The organism is Acidimicrobiia bacterium, assembly GCA_041393965.1.
Lineage (GTDB): Bacteria > Actinomycetota > Acidimicrobiia > Spongiisociales > UBA5794 > UBA5794.
Window position 1 is genome coordinate 581198 of record JAWKJB010000002.1, and the last position, 15351, is coordinate 596548.

The following is a 15351-nucleotide window of genomic DNA, read 5'->3' on the forward strand; positions in this document are numbered from 1 at the left end:
CATGACCTCACCTGACCGGACCGGGGAGCCGTCCCGTCGCTATGTCCCGGAGTGGATCAACCCGGTCACCGCTCGTGGGCTGACGCTCCTCGTTGCCGGTCTCGTGGCTCTCACCGCCAAGGCCTTCACCGAGCGAGTTCTTCAGTGGATCGTGATCGTTGCCCTCGTCGTCCTCGGTCTCGCAACCGTCTGGTCGGCGGTGAGAACCGAATCGAGGCGGTATCTCGAGCTTCTCACCGGTGCGTTGTACCTCGCCACTGCTGCGTTTCTCGTCGTGTTTGCCGACCCTGCCGTTGGGGTGATCGCGAAAGCCATCGGCTTCGTCTTCGGGCTGGTCGGTTTCGGGGTCATCTTGCGCGCGCTCCGCTCGCGGCGCGTCGATGAGAACTGGGTCTTCAACACGGTTCGGGGGACGATCTATATCGCGGCGGGTGTTCTGATTGCCGTTCTTCCTGAGACCATCGCCGGGTCGCTCGTTCTCGTGGTGGCCAGCGCAGCCATCGTGACCGGGGCGATCATGCTCGCGATCGGTGTCACCGACCCCGATGCAAGCGATGTCAGCCCTGGCGATCTGGGCGCCTTCGCAAAGGAGTGGCTATCTGAGCGTGATCTCGGTGAAGAGATGCGAGGCGAGGTGATCGACAGCCTTTACTTCGAGGCACCCGACTCGGTCCAGAAACAGGTCGGGTTCTGGGTTCTACTCGTGCTTTCCGTCGCGATCGCGACCCTCGGCATCCTCGCTGATTCCACCGCAGTCGTGATCGGTGCGATGCTCGTCGCTCCGCTAATGACGCCGATCATGGGTGTGAGTGCGGGCATCGTCAACGGCTGGGTCCGACGCGTCTCGACCTCGTTTGCAACGGTGGTTGGCGGTGTCGTCGTCGCCATCGGTGTGTCATGGCTCATCGCGACCTGGACACCGCAGCTGATCGCCCTTTCGAGCAATACCCAGGTTCTGTCGCGCGTGTCCCCGACATTGATCGACATGATGATCGCGGTCGCGGCCGGTGCAGCAGGGGCCTATGCCACGATCGACAAGCGAGTCTCATCGTCGATCACCGGGGTCGCGATCGCCGTCGCCCTCGTTCCGCCCCTCGCGGTCGTGGGCGTCACCCTTCAGGACGGAGCGGGTTCTGACGCTCTCGGGGCATTCCTCTTGTTCGCTACCAACCTCGTGTCGATCATCCTCGTGGCATCCATCGTGTTCGTGGTCGGAGGGCTTGCGCCCATCGACCAGATGCGGGAGAACTCGGACAAGATGCGCACGATCATCGGAACGGTGTTGCTCGGGGCCATGATCATCATCGTCCCGCTCGCGTTTACCTCCGAAGGGATCATCGTGTCCGCCAACCGGCAATCCGAGGCTCAGCAGCTGACCAGTGCCTGGATCGGAGGAGAACCGGGGCTGCGCATCAATCGGGTTTCGGTCCGCGGCACGACCGTCGAGGTCGTGATCACGGGCCAGGGGGACTTGCCTCCGATCGCGACGCTCGAGGAATCCCTCCAGAAGGAATTCACTGAGCAGGTCGAAGTGATCGTCGAGTATTTTCCCTCGGAGCGCCTCACCTCGGCAGACCAATAGGGGAGGGGTGCGCTTCAGCGCCGTATTCTGTCGGTATGGATCCAACGCTTGACCGCCATGTGCTGCATCTGACGACTTCGGGAGATGTGTATCTCAAGTCGCGACGCACCCAGCGCGGGCTTGTGCGCACCGTCAAGGCCAATCTGGCCAAGGCACTCGCAGATGCGGGCTACGACGGACCGATCGAACGCATCGGGACGCATCGGTTCGCAATCGAACCGGATCCAGGATCGGTGGAACGCGTGCGAGCGGCCGCATCCACGGTCTTCGGGATCGCGTCGGTCGACGGCGTCGTCGCTGTTCCGTTCGACGACATCGAAGATCTCGCGACGAGCATTGCAGCCCTTACCGCCGACACCGTCGGATCAGCTACCTTCGCGGTGAGGGTCAAGCGCAGCGGTGACCACGACTGGACCTCGGTCGACCTTGCACGGCTGATCGGAGCCCGGCTCGTCGAGACCGGAGGTGTTGTCGACCTCACGGATCCCGAGGTGGAGGTCTCTGTTCGGGTGATCGATCGGGACGCCTTGTTGGTCACGGACCACACACAGGGCCCTGGAGGGCTTCCGCTCGGGACACAGGAACGGGCTCTCAGCCTCATCTCGGGCGGTTTCGACTCGGTCGTCGCCGCGTGGATGCTCATGTCGCGTGGATGCCCGGTGGATTTCGTCCACTTCACGCTCAACTGTGCCCAGTCGGATCATGCGCTTGCCGTTGCTTGTGAGCTGTGGAAGCGGTGGGGTCACGGCACCCAGCCGATGGTGCATCTCGTCGAGTTCCAGCCTGTCAAGGACGCGCTGTTCGAGCATGTGGACCCTCGCATGCGTCAGGTGATCCTCAAGGTGTTGATGGCGAGAGCCGCAGAGCTGATAGCACGGGAGGCCGAGATCGGCGCCATCGTGACCGGTGATGCCTTGGGCCAGGTCTCGTCACAAACCCTCCCACATCTCATCGCCGTGTCAACAGCCGTCGAGATACCGGTATTGCGTCCCCTCGTCGGTCTCGACAAGGAGGCGATCATCGACATGGCGCGTCGTATCGGCACTGCGGAGTTGTCGGCACGGGCACAGGAGGTGTGCGACCTTTCGGAAGGCCATCGGGTTGCCACCCGGGCGGGGGAGCGTGACATCGATGTTGGCGTCCGCGCCATCCCTGAGATGGTGATGCTCGACGCAGTTGCAACCCGCAAGAGCTTCGCGCTGCGAGACTGGTCACCAGGGGGATTCTGATCCTCGGTAGCGACCACCGGTAGCATGCGCCAGATGCGCATCGTCAGAACCGTGCTGGTCGCCCTCGTGGCCATGTCGATGATTGCAGCGGTCGCCGGTTCGGCGTTCGGCGCTGAGACGGGCCCCGGTGTCGTCATCGTTGCGACGCAGGAGACAACGGAAGCAACGACACCCGACACGACGACTCCACCGACCACAACGGTCGATGCCGAGACGCCCGATGCGACGGAGACGCCTTGGTGGATCCTCGTCATGGTCGGTTTCCTCTTCGTGATCCTCGTCGCGTCGTTTGTGGCGAGGGGCCGCAAGAGCACGGTCGTTGTGGCGAGCCCGTCGGCGCCCACCTGGAAGGACCATGCACGCGCCGCGTACGCAGATGCGAGATGGCTCTACGACGCGATGGCAGAGGACACGGCCCTGTGGCGGGGGAATGCGCAGTTCGCAGGCACCACCGAAGTCGGTGATACGGCCGGAACGGGGCGGGCGGAGACTTGGAGGGCGTTGTCGGGTCGGTTCGACCGGGTGAAGGATCGCTTGTACGCACTCGAAGCATCGGCACCTGATCGGCGCACAGCCGAAACAGCCCGCGCAGCGGTGGAGGCCATGCTCGTGCTCAGGGACGCACTCGACGCGCGTGCGGAATCGCGGTACCGGTATCGGGTGATCGATGCTGACCCGTCCGCTCCTCCGTCAGAACTCGGAGCGGCCCGCGATCGTGAAGTGAGGGCCTCGGTGAGTTTCAACACCGCAAGGGCAGGCTATGCGGAAGCCCTGACGGCCCTGTCCGGGGTGATCTGAGAGGCGTACGCCACTGCTCGCCGCGTTCATACCGGCCGAGACTGCCCGTGAACATCAGCATCGTGATCAGACGGAGCGCTCGACTCGCTGAACAGGGAGAGATCCATGTTGCCGCCCGAGAGAATCGCCCCCACGCGGGCGCCGGCGAACTGATCCCGGTAGCGCAACAGCGCTGCGAGCACCACTGCCCCGGACGGTTCGACGATGAGCTTCATCCGCTCGGCGAGGAAGCGTGTGGCGGCCATGATCTCGGCCTCGGAAACGACGAGGACCCGAGTCCCTTCGCCCGACAGGATGGCAAACGGAAGCTCCCCGATACCGGTCAGAAGACCATCGGCGATGCTCGCCTTCCCCGTCGCCGGATATCGGACGCGATCACGCAGCGACCGAAAGGCATCGTCGACCTGTTCTGGTTCGGCCCCAACCGCCCCAAGACCGTAGTGCCCGGCAACGATCGCGGTCCCCGAAAGCAACCCGCCGCCCCCGATGGGCGCAGCCAGCAGATCGAGCCGAGGGATCTCCTGAATCAACTCGAGGGCGACCGTGCCCTGCCCGGCGATGACCGAAGGATCGTCGAAGGGATGCACGACAACAGCCCCCGTGGCCTCAGCGACTTGCGCCGTGGCAGCAGCACGCTCAAGCGCAGGCACCAGCACGATGTGCGCACCGTAGGAACGAACCGCTTCCATCTTCACCCTTGACGCGTCGTTCGGCATCACCACCGTGGCGGGTATGCCTCGCATTCGGGCCGCGTACGCGACGGCCTGCCCGTGGTTCCCCGATGAGTGGGTGATCACCCCGCGTTCGGCTTGCGCATCCGTGAGCGACATGATGGCGTTTGTCGCGCCGCGCGCCTTGAACGCTCCCACGCGTTGAAGGTTCTCGCACTTGAGGTACACCGTCGCACCGACAAGGTCGTCAACCGCACGGGAGGTCATCACCGGCGTTCGATGCACATGGCGAGAAATCCGGTTCGCAGCATCCCGGATCTGCGCGATCGTCACGGTGCTCATGACGCTGCCCGGTCGACGGCCCGCACAGCCGATGTCGCGACGAAGTAGGCAGCGAGCGCGCCGGCCGCGAGCAGATGCCAGATCGCGTGAGGTTGGAGGAGCGAGCCGGGCTCGCACAGTGGGCCGCCGGTGCGCCCGACGAAGTACGCCACGATTGCCGCGGACATGAGCACGATCGCCGCGACCCGCCACCCGCGCGCCAAGTGTCCGCTCCGCGCGAGCACGATATCAGAAGCAATAAGAGCGACGACAAGGCCAGCTGTGAGCAGGTTCGTGATGGACGGCGCAGCAACGAGGAGGAGTGCGAGCACTGCCGAGCCGCCCGCAACGGACCCCCATGTCAAGGTCCATGGCATCCCTCGCACGCGGCCAAAGCTGATCATCGCGAGCGTCCAGATCGTTGCAAGGAAGGTGAAGTCGTGGAGGAACTGCCCCGATTCAGCGGCCGAGCCGTGATACACGAAACTCCCGATGCCGGTTGCAACCATCAGTGACCCGAACCCGATTCGGTAGCTTCGTTCGACACCGGGCGCCGACCGCGCCCACAGGATGATCAGCACCCCTGCAACGGAGAACCCGAGGCTCGAAATCGCGTTGGCGGCCTGGAGGAGACCCCTTGCTGCGAGCGCCTCACAGTCACCGCCACCAGCGTGGAGGACACGCCCGAGATGCACCATGGGACCACCGTACCGGTCCTTCCGACGCAACGAAGGCACACCACTCATAGTAGGTATACGCACACGGGAGGTAGTGGTATGGTGGGTTCGAGGTCATGGAAGGCGACCGACAACTGTGAGGGTCGCACCATGCACAATCTCGAACAGCGAATCAGAACGACGGCATTCGCCAGCCACCGGAAGGGATACGATCGATCGGAGGTCGATACCTTCCTCGAGACCGTTGCGGACGAGGTCGCACAACTGCAGGCCGACCTGCGTCGCGAGGGAGTCCGGGTGCGGCGCCTCGAACGCGAACTGAGTGGGCTTCAGATCCAGGACATCGATGCAAGCGGCGTCTTTTTCACCGCCGCGGAGGCCAAGACCAAACTGCTCGAAGCGGCGGATCAGCAGGCGGCAGCGATTGTCGCGGCCGCCAAGGAGGAGGCCCAGCGGCTCACCCACGAACCGACTGCCGAGTCGGTGGACGCTTCGATCAACGATGCGCTCGCGGTCGCAGCCGCGATCGAACGCGCAGCCAACGAGATCGCCGCATCGATCACGGCCGACGCCCAAGCCGAAGCGAAGCGAATCCGCGACGACGCCGAGGTCGTGACCAAAGCCGGCGACGACGCGCAACCAAGAGAGGTCCTTCACCGGTACGGATAGTTGCCGATACCATTCCAAGACGCGAAAAATGTGCGGACCATGGCGCAACGAACCGTAACTCCCCATCCGAAACGGCCACCCCCTGGCTTCACGGTGCCAGATGACGATGATGCTGTCATGTCGGGCGGCGCCTTCGGGTTCCTCGTCCTTGTCGCCTTTGTCGTCCTCGCTGTTGCCGCCATCGTCATCGGTACCTCATGGATCGAGTCGGATATCGAAAGCCGTACCGAGGGACTGCTGGCGGCGAACGGCCTCGACGGTGTCCTCGTCGCAGCGCACGGAACCGATGTCGAACTCTCTGGATCGATGCAAGAAGGCATGTCCGAAGAGGCAGTCTTCGATGCCGTTCTCCAACTCGCCGGGGTGACCCGCGTTGATGGCAAGATTTGGATTGTCACCGCTGACCAGATCGATGATGCGGTTCTTGTCGGTGATCCGATCGAGGTCGTCTGGAGCAACGATGCAGCGGTCGTTTCGGGAGAGATCTCGACCGACGAGCGGAGAAGCCACATCAAGTCGACGCTGGCTGGTTCGTTTGCCAGCGTCGATGTGGAGGAGCTCACCGTCGTCGAAGGCATTGCCGATGAGAAGGACTGGATCGGAACCGTTCTGTCTCTGGTCATCGCTGTGGAGAAAGAGGTGACCGACGGGCGGGTGATGGTGTTCCCAGTGGACCAGTTGCTTGTGGTGGCAGGCGAGGTGCCCGACAAGGGCCTCCGGAACGCCCTCAACAACACGATCGCGGAGGCGGCCTCCAAGATAGGTTTCGATGTGAATCCTGCCATCCGTGTGCCCGAGGACGAACCCACCAAGGAGGAGGTCGACGCTCTCCAGACCGAGATCAACGAACTGATTCTCGACCAGGTCGTCGAGTTCGAAGTGCAGAGCGATGTCATCACCAAGGCAGGGCAGCTGCTCCTCGACGGCATCCTCGTCAAACTTGAGACCGCACCCGAGATCCGCGTCGAGATCGCCGGTCACGCCGACGCGAATGGATCCGCGGAAGCCAACATGCAGCTCTCCGAGGACCGAGCAAGGGCGGTCCTTGCATACTTCGTCGCGCACGGCCAGTCACCCGATCGATTCGATGTCGTCTGGTTCGGTGAGTCGCAGCCGATCGCCGACAACAACACCGAAGAAGGCAGGGCACGGAACCGTAGAATCGAATTCAAGGCTCTGTACGAAGAGGAGGACACGCCATGACCTATGTCGCTGGCCAGATCCTCATCTTCATCATCATCGCCGTCATCTTCGGCTTCCTCATCGGATGGACGGTGCAATCACGACGCGGGGCTCGCCGGAAACGCCGCCGTCGACTCTGAGTAGGATTCCCGGGTCCTTCCCTCATGGGGTACTTCTCGCCATCACCCGTTCCCTGTGCAGCGGCGTGCGGACCAGGAGCAACGCAACGAGCAGCACGGCGCTCGAGCCTCCGACATACACCGGGATGATGCCGAAGATGCCAGCAAGAATGCCCCCGAGCGCCGCCCCGACCGGGAGCCCTGACCATGCAAGCGTTCGAGAGGCAGAGATCACCCTCCCCATCTGATCGGCGGGTGCGAGCTTCTGTCGCAGCGTCATGAGCGAGACATTGACCCAGGTCACCCCGCTGAGGGCAACGCCCGCAGGAACGACAGCAACCCAGCTGCGCAGCATGGCCACCGCGAGGAAACCCCCACCGAGCATGACGAGCCCCACGATGTACATCGTGCCGAGCGAGACATGCCGTGCAACCCTCCCAGCGAACGCCACGCCGATCGAGCCGATAGCCGCCTGAAGGGCGATGAAGAGCCCAACAGCAAGCCCCTCCCGTGATGCGACATCGGTGATGGCTTCGATGTGGAGCACTTCTTGGGCAACAAACAGCACCAAGAGCGCCTCAAGCGGTTGGAAGACGAGGTTGGTCATGGTGCCGCCGAGCGTTCCCCAGCGCAGGACCGGCTCGGAAAACAGCACCCGAAGTCCGCTTGCGAGCGCGACGCGGAACCGCTCCGCAGCGACTGCCGCGCTGCGGCGAATCGGCCGAATCTGGACAAGGAACACCGCCGAGACCACAAATGTCAGGGCATTCAGGCCGAATGCCACGGCGAAGCCTCCGCTCACGGTCACGGCGAGCCCACCGACGAGGGGCCCAACCGACAGGGCAATGGTGCGAGCGAGCCCGAGTCGAGCGTTGCCGGTGATCAGATCCGAATCGAGAAGACACCGCGTCATGTAAGTCTGAAGCCCCGAATCGAACAGGACCGACAGGGAGCCGACGAGGAACGCGACGACGAACACCGCGATGGCGCTGGTTCGCACGGTCAACTCGGGTCCCCACTCCGAGGCGAGGAATGCGAGCAACACGAATGCGAGCGCCCGTGCGAGATCCGCAGCAACGAGCAACCGACCGAGACGCTTCATCCGATCGAGCAGTACCCCCGCGGCAAGACCGAAAAGCACCATGGGAAGGGTCTCGGCAAACGCCGTCAGTCCGAGGTCGAGTGCCTCTCCGGTGAGGGAAAGCATGAAGTACGGGAGGGTGAAGAACGCGACATAGTCCCCGAACAGGGAGACGCTCTGCCCCGCAACAAGTGGAAGCAGGTTGGCGCGGGCGCGTCCGATGACGGCACCGGGAACGGTGTTGCCTTCCGCTGGCTGATCCACGATCTCCCATCGTAGCAACCCGCCCTCGCGGTACGCTTCGAGCACGCGGGAGCGGTACCCTGTCTCGTGGAGGACCCATGGCAGAACTACAGGACATCCCAAGAATGGTCGGTGAGTTCACGACGATGGCCAGGGAGTACCTTCGTCAGGAAACCATCGAGCCAGTCAAGAAGCTCGGAGCCTTCGCCGGCAAGTCGATCGCCGCTGCGTTGCTGTGGTCAGCGGCACTTGTTCTCCTTTCGGTTGCCGGTCTCAGGGCACTGCTCGATGTGCTCCCCACGGGGGCGTACTGGCAGGCGCTCGGTTACGGCATCTTCGTGCTCGTGCTGGTCGCGCTGTGCGGCATCCTCATCGGGCTTGTCCCGGACCGAGGGGTACACGATGCCGCTGGTCCGGCCCTCGATGAGGAGTCGGCATGACCACGATCAACAAGGCAGATCTCGAAGCGAAACTGCGCGAGATCGAAGGGGTCGTGACGGACTTCGAGGAGGAGGCGAGATCCAATGCCGCCACCGTCGCAGTGGTCGCGGGTATCGCCGTCGTCGTGATCGTGGCGGTGATCGCATGGAGGTCCCGACGCTCGAAGATCCGCGTCGAGGTATACCAGCAGTGAAGCCCGGCGCACTCCTCCGGTTCTGGTTCCGCCGCCGGTTTCATCCGCTGACCCGCATCGGATGGGCAACGACGCGCACGGCGGGGACGAACACACAGACGATGGTTGGTCTGTCCCTGATCGGCGCTGGCTGGTACCTGAAACGGAGGACCAAGAAGGCTCACTTGTACACCCACATCCTCGGTGACGGCGAAAGCGTGCGGATCACGGTCCGGAAGGGAGCCGTGCCCCTCGCCGACACGACGATCGGCCGCTGAATCGTGTCCCGAAACCGTCGTCGCATGATCCAGATCGTCATCTGGATCGTCGTGGTCATGATGACGCTCACCTTCGTAGCTGCGTTGCTTCCCGCTGTGACATGACCGACCACATCCCGGATACATGAGCGACCCGCTTTTTGCAGAAGGCGAGTCGTGCCTCGCATACGACCATCGCGGGAAGCGGCACCTGTTGTCCCTGAAAGCTGGTGACACCTTCCACTACGACCGCGGCACCATCGCGCACGACGACATCATCGGAAGGCCGGAAGGGTCCGCTGTTGTTTCCACGATGGGTTCCGAGGTCGTCGTCGTGCGTCCCCGACTCGCCGATTATGTGCTGAAGATGAAGCGGGGCGCCGCCGTCGTCTATCCGAAGGATGCCGGAGCGATCGTGACCTGGGCAGACATCGCTCCCGGTCACAGCGTGGTCGAGGCAGGGACGGGTTCGGGTGCGCTCACCCTTGTGTTGTCCCGGGCCGTCGGACCCGAGGGACGGGTCGTGACCGTCGAACGGCGCGGCGACCACTTGACGCATGCCAAACGGGTGATCGCCGGTTTCGCGGGAAGCGTACCGCACAATGTGACATTCATCGAGGGCTCCGTCGAACACGAGCTCGAATCCATCGTTCCGGACCGGGTCGTGCTCGACCTTCCCGAACCGTGGGCCGTCGTGCCGGTCGCTGCGTCACAGCTCACCGGCGGGGGAGTGCTCGCCGCCTACCTCCCGACGGTGCCCCAGGTTCAGCAGCTCAGGGACGCAATCGCCGATGCAGGGGTGTTCTTCGAGATCGACACCTTCGAGATCATCATGCGCTCATGGTCGGTCTCGGGACGGTCGGTGCGCCCCGAACACCGGATGGTGGGCCATACGGGGTTCATCACCGTCGGGAGGCGACGGCTGTAGGCACGCCGCGCCACGATGGTCGCAGACGCAGCCGAGATGCCGTCCTACACTCGCCATCGACGATGTCAACCGACCGCCGAGGAGGTCGCAGATGTCCGAAAGGGACCAGGCCGAGTTCCAGCAGCAGGTTCGCGCGCTCGAGGCTGAGATCAATGTGCTCCGAGGTCGACTCCAGGATGCACCACGCCGAGTACGACTCCTCGAGGACCGGCTCGTCGATGTGCGCAACCAGCTGACGCAGGCACAGGGTCAGAACGAGAAGCTGAGCCTCGTCCTTCGTGAGACCCGCGAACAGCTTGCGCTGCTGCGCGACGAGGTCGAGAAGTTGACCGCGCCCCCCAATCCCTTCGGTACGGTGCTCCAGGTCAATGCGGACGGGACGGTTGATGTCACCTCATCGGGACGGAAGCTCCGTGTGGCGGTGGAGCCGACCGTCGAGGTGAAAGAGCTCGAAAAGGGCCAAGAGGTGATTCTCAACGAGGCCTTCAACATCGTCGATGTCCGCTCGTTCGAGACGACAGGTGATGTGGTGACCGTCAAGGAGGTGCTCAACGACGCCCGGCTCGTGGTGATCGGACGAGGAGACGAAGAACGCGTGGTATCGCTCGGCGCACCAGCCACCGATGTCCACATCCGGGCGGGCAACCATGTGCGGCTCGACACCAAGACCGGCCTGGTGCTCGAGCGCATCGAGCGTCCCGAGGTCGAAGAGCTCGTCTTGGAAGAAGTGCCCGATGTCACCTATCACGACATCGGGGGACTCGACGAGCAGATCGAGATCATTCGCGACGCTGTTGAGCTTCCCTACCTCCATCGGGATCGTTTCGCCGCGTACGACCTGACAGCTCCGAAGGGAGTCCTGTTGTATGGACCACCCGGCTGCGGCAAGACGCTGATCGCCAAGGCCGTTGCGAACTCCCTCGCCAAGGCAGTCGGCGAGCACACCCAGAGCGAAGACACCCGTTCGTATTTCCTCAATGTGAAAGGTCCCGAGCTCCTCAACAAGTATGTGGGGGAGACCGAGCGACAGATTCGCCTCATCTTCCAGCGCGCGAAGGAGAAGTCAGACGAAGGGGTACCGGTGATCGTCTTTTTCGACGAGATGGATTCCTTGTTCCGAACCCGAGGGACGGGCGTTTCATCTGATGTGGAATCGACGATCGTGCCACAGCTCCTCAGCGAACTCGACGGGGTGGAATCCCTCAAGAATGTGATCGTGATCGGGGCATCGAACCGAGAGGATCTCATCGATCCGGCCATTCTGCGGCCGGGACGCCTCGATGTGAAGATCAAGATCGAACGCCCGGGCCCGGATGCCGCACGCCGGATCTTCGCGATCTACCTCGCCGGTTCGCTGCCGTTCGATGACGAAGAGGTCGCCGCTGCCGGTTCGGTCGAAAGCCTTGTCGAAGCGACCGTCGACGCGGCGGTGGATGCGATGTATGCGGAGTCGGCGGAGAACCGTTTCCTCGAGGTCACCTATGCAAACGGTGACCGTGAAGAGCTGTACTTCAAGGACTTCGCGTCGGGTGCAATGATCGAGAACATCGTGAGGAGGGCGAAGAAGGAGGCGATCAAGCGCGAGATCGACGGTGGCACTTCGGGGCTGCGCGCCGAGGATCTCATCGACGCCATCCAGCGGGAGTTCAAGGAGCAGGAGGATCTTCCGAACACGACGAATCCCGACGACTGGGCGAGGATCTCGGGGAAGAAGGGCGAACGCATCGTGTATGTTCGCACCCTCATCGACGGTGAGGGAGAGCAACGCTCCATCGAGACGGCGTCACCCGGCCAGTATCTGTAGAACCGTGGCCCTCGAACCGATCATCGGAACCGAAGTCGAGTACGGCATCACGGTGGCGGGCGACGAGTCGTTCAACCCGGTCGCAGCGTCTGCCCTTGTCGTCAACGCCCACCGAGACGGCGGCGCACGCATTCGATGGTCGTACGACGACGAGACACCGGGGCGAGATGCTCGGGGGTTCACGGTCGGTGTGCTTCCGGTCGATGAGACCGACTCGGGACTGATCAACTCGGTGCTGCTCAACGGGGCGAGGCTGTATGTGGATCACGCCCATCCGGAGTATTCGACTCCGGAATGTGGCGACCCGCTCGAAGCGACACTGCACGACAAGGCCGGGGAACGCGTCATGCAGACCGCGGCGTCGGCCGCCACCGAGATGCTGCCAGAGGGGCAGCGCCTGCTGCTGCACAAGAACAACTCGGATGGCAAGGGAAACTCATACGGGGCGCACGAGAACTACCTCGTCGCCCGCTCGGTGCCATTCGGATCGATCGTCCACCACCTGACCTCCTTTCTCGTGAGCAGGCAGATTCTCACCGGGTCAGGCAAAATCGGCTCAGAACACGCAAGGCCCGATGTCGACTACCAGATCTCGCAGCGGGCTGACTTCTTCGAGGAGGAGATCGGCCTCGAGACCACGCTCAAGCGGCCGATCATCAACACACGGGACGAGCCCCACGCCGATGCGCAGCGATACCGGAGGCTCCATGTCATCTTCGGCGATGCAACGCTGTCCGAAGTCCAAACGCTTGTGAAGCTCGGCGCGACCTCGCTCATGCTCATGGCGCTCGAGGATGGGAGGGCCGGAGATCCGATCGTGCTGCGCGACCCGGTCGGTTCGATCACCCACATCAGCCACGACATCTCGCTTGGCGCAACGGTGGCGCTCGAGGACGGAACCACGATCACGGCTCGCGACCTTCAGTGGCGTTTCTTCGCAGTCGCGGAGCGCTATGTGATGTCCACGGACCTCGCGCCTGCCTACAAGCAGGTCCTCGACGAGTGGCGCAGCCTGCTTGAGGACCTCGAGGGTGGATGGGAGCCGGTGTCGGACCGACTCGATTGGGCCGCAAAGCTCTCGGTTCTCGAGGCGTACCGCGATCGGGACGGGCTCGGCTGGAACGATCCGAAATTGCGACTCGTCGGACTTCAGTTCCACGACATCGATCCCAATCGGGGCCTCTTCCATCGTCTCGTCGCGTCGAACCGCGTGCGGCGTCTGTTCACTGACCAGGAAGTGGCAGCGGCCACGACCACGCCACCCGAAGCAACGAGAGCGTTCTTCCGCGGCGCATGCCTTCGCCAGTACGGAAGCGCGGTCGTTGCTGCGAACTGGGACTCACTCGTCTTCGACACGGGGGCCTCGACACTGGTTCGCGTTCCTATGATGGAACCGAGGCGGGGCACCAAAGCGCTCGTCGAACACCTCCTTGCCGCCAGCGAGGACGCCGCTGCGTTGATCAACAACATCGGAGACACCAATGAGTGACAGAGAACGCGCCCACCGCCGAGCATCCGAGACAACCGACGACGCCGTCGACGCGACAACGACAAATCGTGGTGAGGAGGTGGCCGAGCGCATCGACGACCTCCTCGATGAGATCGACACCGTGCTCGAGGAGAACGCGGAAGAGTTCGTGAAGAACTATGTGCAGAAGGGCGGAGAGTGACCTCACGCCCGCTCGGTCCACTGCACCTCGGTGAGCCGGTCGCCGACGCCTCGTTCCTCTCCGTGCTCGAACAGCGCGGCGTTGCGCCCCGTTGGGACGCGGTCGGCGCTTCGGGCCTCGCTGTCCCGGAAGCAACAACGATCCTCGCTCTCACCTGGGCCGAGGGGGTCATCATGGCCGGTGATCGCCGAGCGACGGCTGGAAACCTCATCGCACATCGGCGGGTCCGCAAGGTGTATGAGGCCGATCACCATTCGGCGGTTGCCATCTCGGGGACGGCGGGCATGGCGCTCGAACTGATCAAGCTGTTCCGCACCGAACTCGAGCACTATGAGAAGATCGAAGGGTCGACGCTCAGCGTGGAAGGGAAGGCGAACTTCCTCGCACGAATGGTTCGGGGAAACCTCTCGATGGCGTTCCAAGGCCTCGTCGTGATTCCCCTCTTCTGCGGCTACGACGCCGCCGAGGGAGTCGGGCGACTGTACTCCTTCGACCTCGTCGGGGGCCGGTACGAAGAGCTCGACTACGCAGCAACCGGATCGGGTGGCGCTCAGGCGAAGTCGTTCCTCAAAGGTGCATGGCGTGCGGACCTCTCCCGCGACGAGGCGATTGGGGTTGCTGTCGAAGCCCTCATCGCGGCCGCCGAGGAGGACGCCGCAACAGGGGGTCCGGATCTCAGGCGCGGCATCTTCCCCAATGTGCTCAGCGTCACCGCAGACGGCGTCGACGAGATCGACGACGACGCCCTTGCCGGGATCGCAGGCCCGATCATCGAGGAACGCCCATGAGCATGCCCTTCTATGTCCCGCCCGAACAACTCGTCAAGGACCGCGCCGAGTTCGCCCGCAAGGGAATCAGTCGGGGGCGGCCGATCGTCGTCGTGCAACTCGATGCGGGCATTCTGCTCATCGGCGAGAACCACTCTCCCTCGCTGCGCAAGATCGGAGAGGTCTACGACCGGATCGCCTTTGCCGGTGTGGGTCGCTTCAACGAATTCGAGTTGCTGCGAGTGGCCGGGATTCGGTATGCGGACCTCAAGGGCTACTCATATTCGCGGGCCGATGTGACCGGCAAGGGTCTCGCCAACGCGTACTCCCAGACGCTCGGCCAGGTGTTCTCGCACGAAATCAAACCGTACGAGGTCGACATCGTGGTCGCGGAGCTCGGCGCGACGCGAGAGGGCGACAACTTGTTCCGCATCCAGTTCGACGGGACGCTGCGCGATGCCGAGTCGTTCGCGGTGCTCGGGGCATTCGGGGACGAGATCGGTTCTGCCCTTGAAGCATCCATCGCGGAGGGCATCGATGTCGGACCGGCGATCGCGGCGGCATGTACGGCGATCGAGGAAGCCACGGGCCAACCGATCGACCCCGCCGACTGGGAGGCCGCCCTGCTCGATCGTACCGCGACGCGCCGAGCCTTTCGTCGGCTGTCTGCGTCCGAGATCTCCGACGCGCGCGGCTGATTCCCGGCGTGCGGCACTTTCGTGTCCATCGGGTACGCTGCG

18 protein-coding genes are annotated in these 15351 nt (G+C 63.6%); 15 read left to right on the forward strand and 3 right to left on the reverse strand.

Translation table 11 applies throughout. The annotated features are described in order from the left end of the window. Position 1 precedes the first annotated feature (1 nt). The 3 genes from R2823_07660 to R2823_07670 are packed head-to-tail and all read left to right on the forward strand — an operon-like array spanning position 2 to position 3609. A complete protein-coding gene (locus R2823_07660) occupies positions 2-1582 on the forward strand; it encodes a DUF389 domain-containing protein (GenBank protein MEZ5176066.1) in 1581 nt (526 codons plus the stop codon). Between the two features lie 35 nt (positions 1583-1617). After that, a complete protein-coding gene (locus R2823_07665; GenBank protein ID MEZ5176067.1) occupies positions 1618-2811 on the forward strand; it encodes a THUMP domain-containing protein in 1194 nt (397 codons plus the stop codon). Positions 2812-2844: 33 nt separating this feature from the next. After that, a complete protein-coding gene (locus R2823_07670) occupies positions 2845-3609 on the forward strand; it encodes a hypothetical protein (GenBank protein ID MEZ5176068.1) in 765 nt (254 codons plus the stop codon). A gap of 26 nt (positions 3610-3635) precedes the next feature. Here the strand turns inward: R2823_07670 and R2823_07675 are convergent, their stop codons facing one another. Together R2823_07675 and R2823_07680 are read right to left on the reverse strand one after the other, a co-directional pair. Next, positions 3636-4622: a threonine/serine dehydratase gene (locus R2823_07675; GenBank protein MEZ5176069.1), complete on the reverse strand. Its 987-nt coding sequence runs from the start codon at positions 4620-4622 to the stop codon at positions 3636-3638. Further along, a complete protein-coding gene (locus R2823_07680; protein MEZ5176070.1) occupies positions 4619-5299 on the reverse strand; it encodes a hypothetical protein in 681 nt (226 codons plus the stop codon). Before R2823_07680 ends, R2823_07675 begins: the two co-directional genes overlap by 4 nt. A gap of 129 nt (positions 5300-5428) precedes the next feature. Here R2823_07680 and R2823_07685 point away from each other — a divergent pair, with 129 nt between their 5' ends. From R2823_07685 to R2823_07695, 3 genes are read left to right on the forward strand one after another with little or no spacing between them, the layout of a single operon-like run. Beyond that, positions 5429-5947 (forward strand): DivIVA domain-containing protein, encoded by a 519-nt coding sequence (locus tag R2823_07685; GenBank protein MEZ5176071.1) that lies wholly within the window; start codon positions 5429-5431, stop codon positions 5945-5947. A gap of 39 nt (positions 5948-5986) precedes the next feature. After that, positions 5987-7150 carry an OmpA family protein gene (locus R2823_07690; GenBank protein MEZ5176072.1) on the forward strand — a complete coding sequence of 388 codons (1164 nt, stop codon included), beginning with the start codon at positions 5987-5989 and terminating at the stop codon, positions 7148-7150. Further along, on the forward strand, positions 7147-7269 hold the full coding sequence (locus R2823_07695) for a hypothetical protein (protein ID MEZ5176073.1): 123 nt from the start codon (positions 7147-7149) through the stop codon (positions 7267-7269). Before R2823_07690 ends, R2823_07695 begins: the two co-directional genes overlap by 4 nt. A gap of 22 nt (positions 7270-7291) precedes the next feature. Here R2823_07695 and R2823_07700 read toward each other — a convergent pair whose 3' ends face one another. After that, positions 7292-8593, reverse strand: a complete 1302-nt coding sequence (locus tag R2823_07700) for an MFS transporter (GenBank protein MEZ5176074.1) — start codon at positions 8591-8593, stop codon at positions 7292-7294. Positions 8594-8670: 77 nt separating this feature from the next. Here R2823_07700 and R2823_07705 point away from each other — a divergent pair, with 77 nt between their 5' ends. The 9 genes from R2823_07705 (at position 8671) to prcA (ending at position 15309) form a co-directional block, all read left to right on the forward strand. Next, on the forward strand, positions 8671-9012 hold the full coding sequence (locus R2823_07705; protein MEZ5176075.1) for a hypothetical protein: 342 nt from the start codon (positions 8671-8673) through the stop codon (positions 9010-9012). Further along, positions 9009-9206 (forward strand): hypothetical protein, encoded by a 198-nt coding sequence (locus R2823_07710; GenBank protein ID MEZ5176076.1) that lies wholly within the window; start codon positions 9009-9011, stop codon positions 9204-9206. Before R2823_07705 ends, R2823_07710 begins: the two co-directional genes overlap by 4 nt. Beyond that, positions 9203-9463, forward strand: coding sequence for a hypothetical protein (locus tag R2823_07715; GenBank protein MEZ5176077.1), 261 nt, complete (start codon positions 9203-9205; stop codon positions 9461-9463). The genes R2823_07710 and R2823_07715 overlap by 4 nt, the downstream gene beginning before the upstream one ends. 124 nt (positions 9464-9587) lie before the next feature. Further along, a complete protein-coding gene (locus R2823_07720) occupies positions 9588-10370 on the forward strand; it encodes a tRNA (adenine-N1)-methyltransferase (GenBank protein MEZ5176078.1) in 783 nt (260 codons plus the stop codon). A gap of 91 nt (positions 10371-10461) precedes the next feature. Then, on the forward strand, positions 10462-12174 hold the full coding sequence (gene arc, locus R2823_07725; protein ID MEZ5176079.1) for a proteasome ATPase: 1713 nt from the start codon (positions 10462-10464) through the stop codon (positions 12172-12174). Positions 12175-12178: 4 nt separating this feature from the next. Continuing rightward, positions 12179-13663 carry a depupylase/deamidase Dop gene (dop, locus tag R2823_07730; GenBank protein MEZ5176080.1) on the forward strand — a complete coding sequence of 495 codons (1485 nt, stop codon included), beginning with the start codon at positions 12179-12181 and terminating at the stop codon, positions 13661-13663. Continuing rightward, complete coding sequence (locus R2823_07735; GenBank protein MEZ5176081.1) at positions 13656-13844, forward strand: ubiquitin-like protein Pup; 189 nt, start codon at positions 13656-13658, stop codon at positions 13842-13844. Before dop ends, R2823_07735 begins: the two co-directional genes overlap by 8 nt. Continuing rightward, positions 13841-14632 (forward strand): proteasome subunit beta, encoded by a 792-nt coding sequence (prcB, locus tag R2823_07740; protein MEZ5176082.1) that lies wholly within the window; start codon positions 13841-13843, stop codon positions 14630-14632. Before R2823_07735 ends, prcB begins: the two co-directional genes overlap by 4 nt. Further along, entirely contained in the window at positions 14629-15309 is a 681-nt protein-coding gene (prcA, locus tag R2823_07745) for a proteasome subunit alpha (GenBank protein MEZ5176083.1), read from the forward strand. Before prcB ends, prcA begins: the two co-directional genes overlap by 4 nt. The last annotated feature ends 42 nt before the right edge of the window (positions 15310-15351 follow it).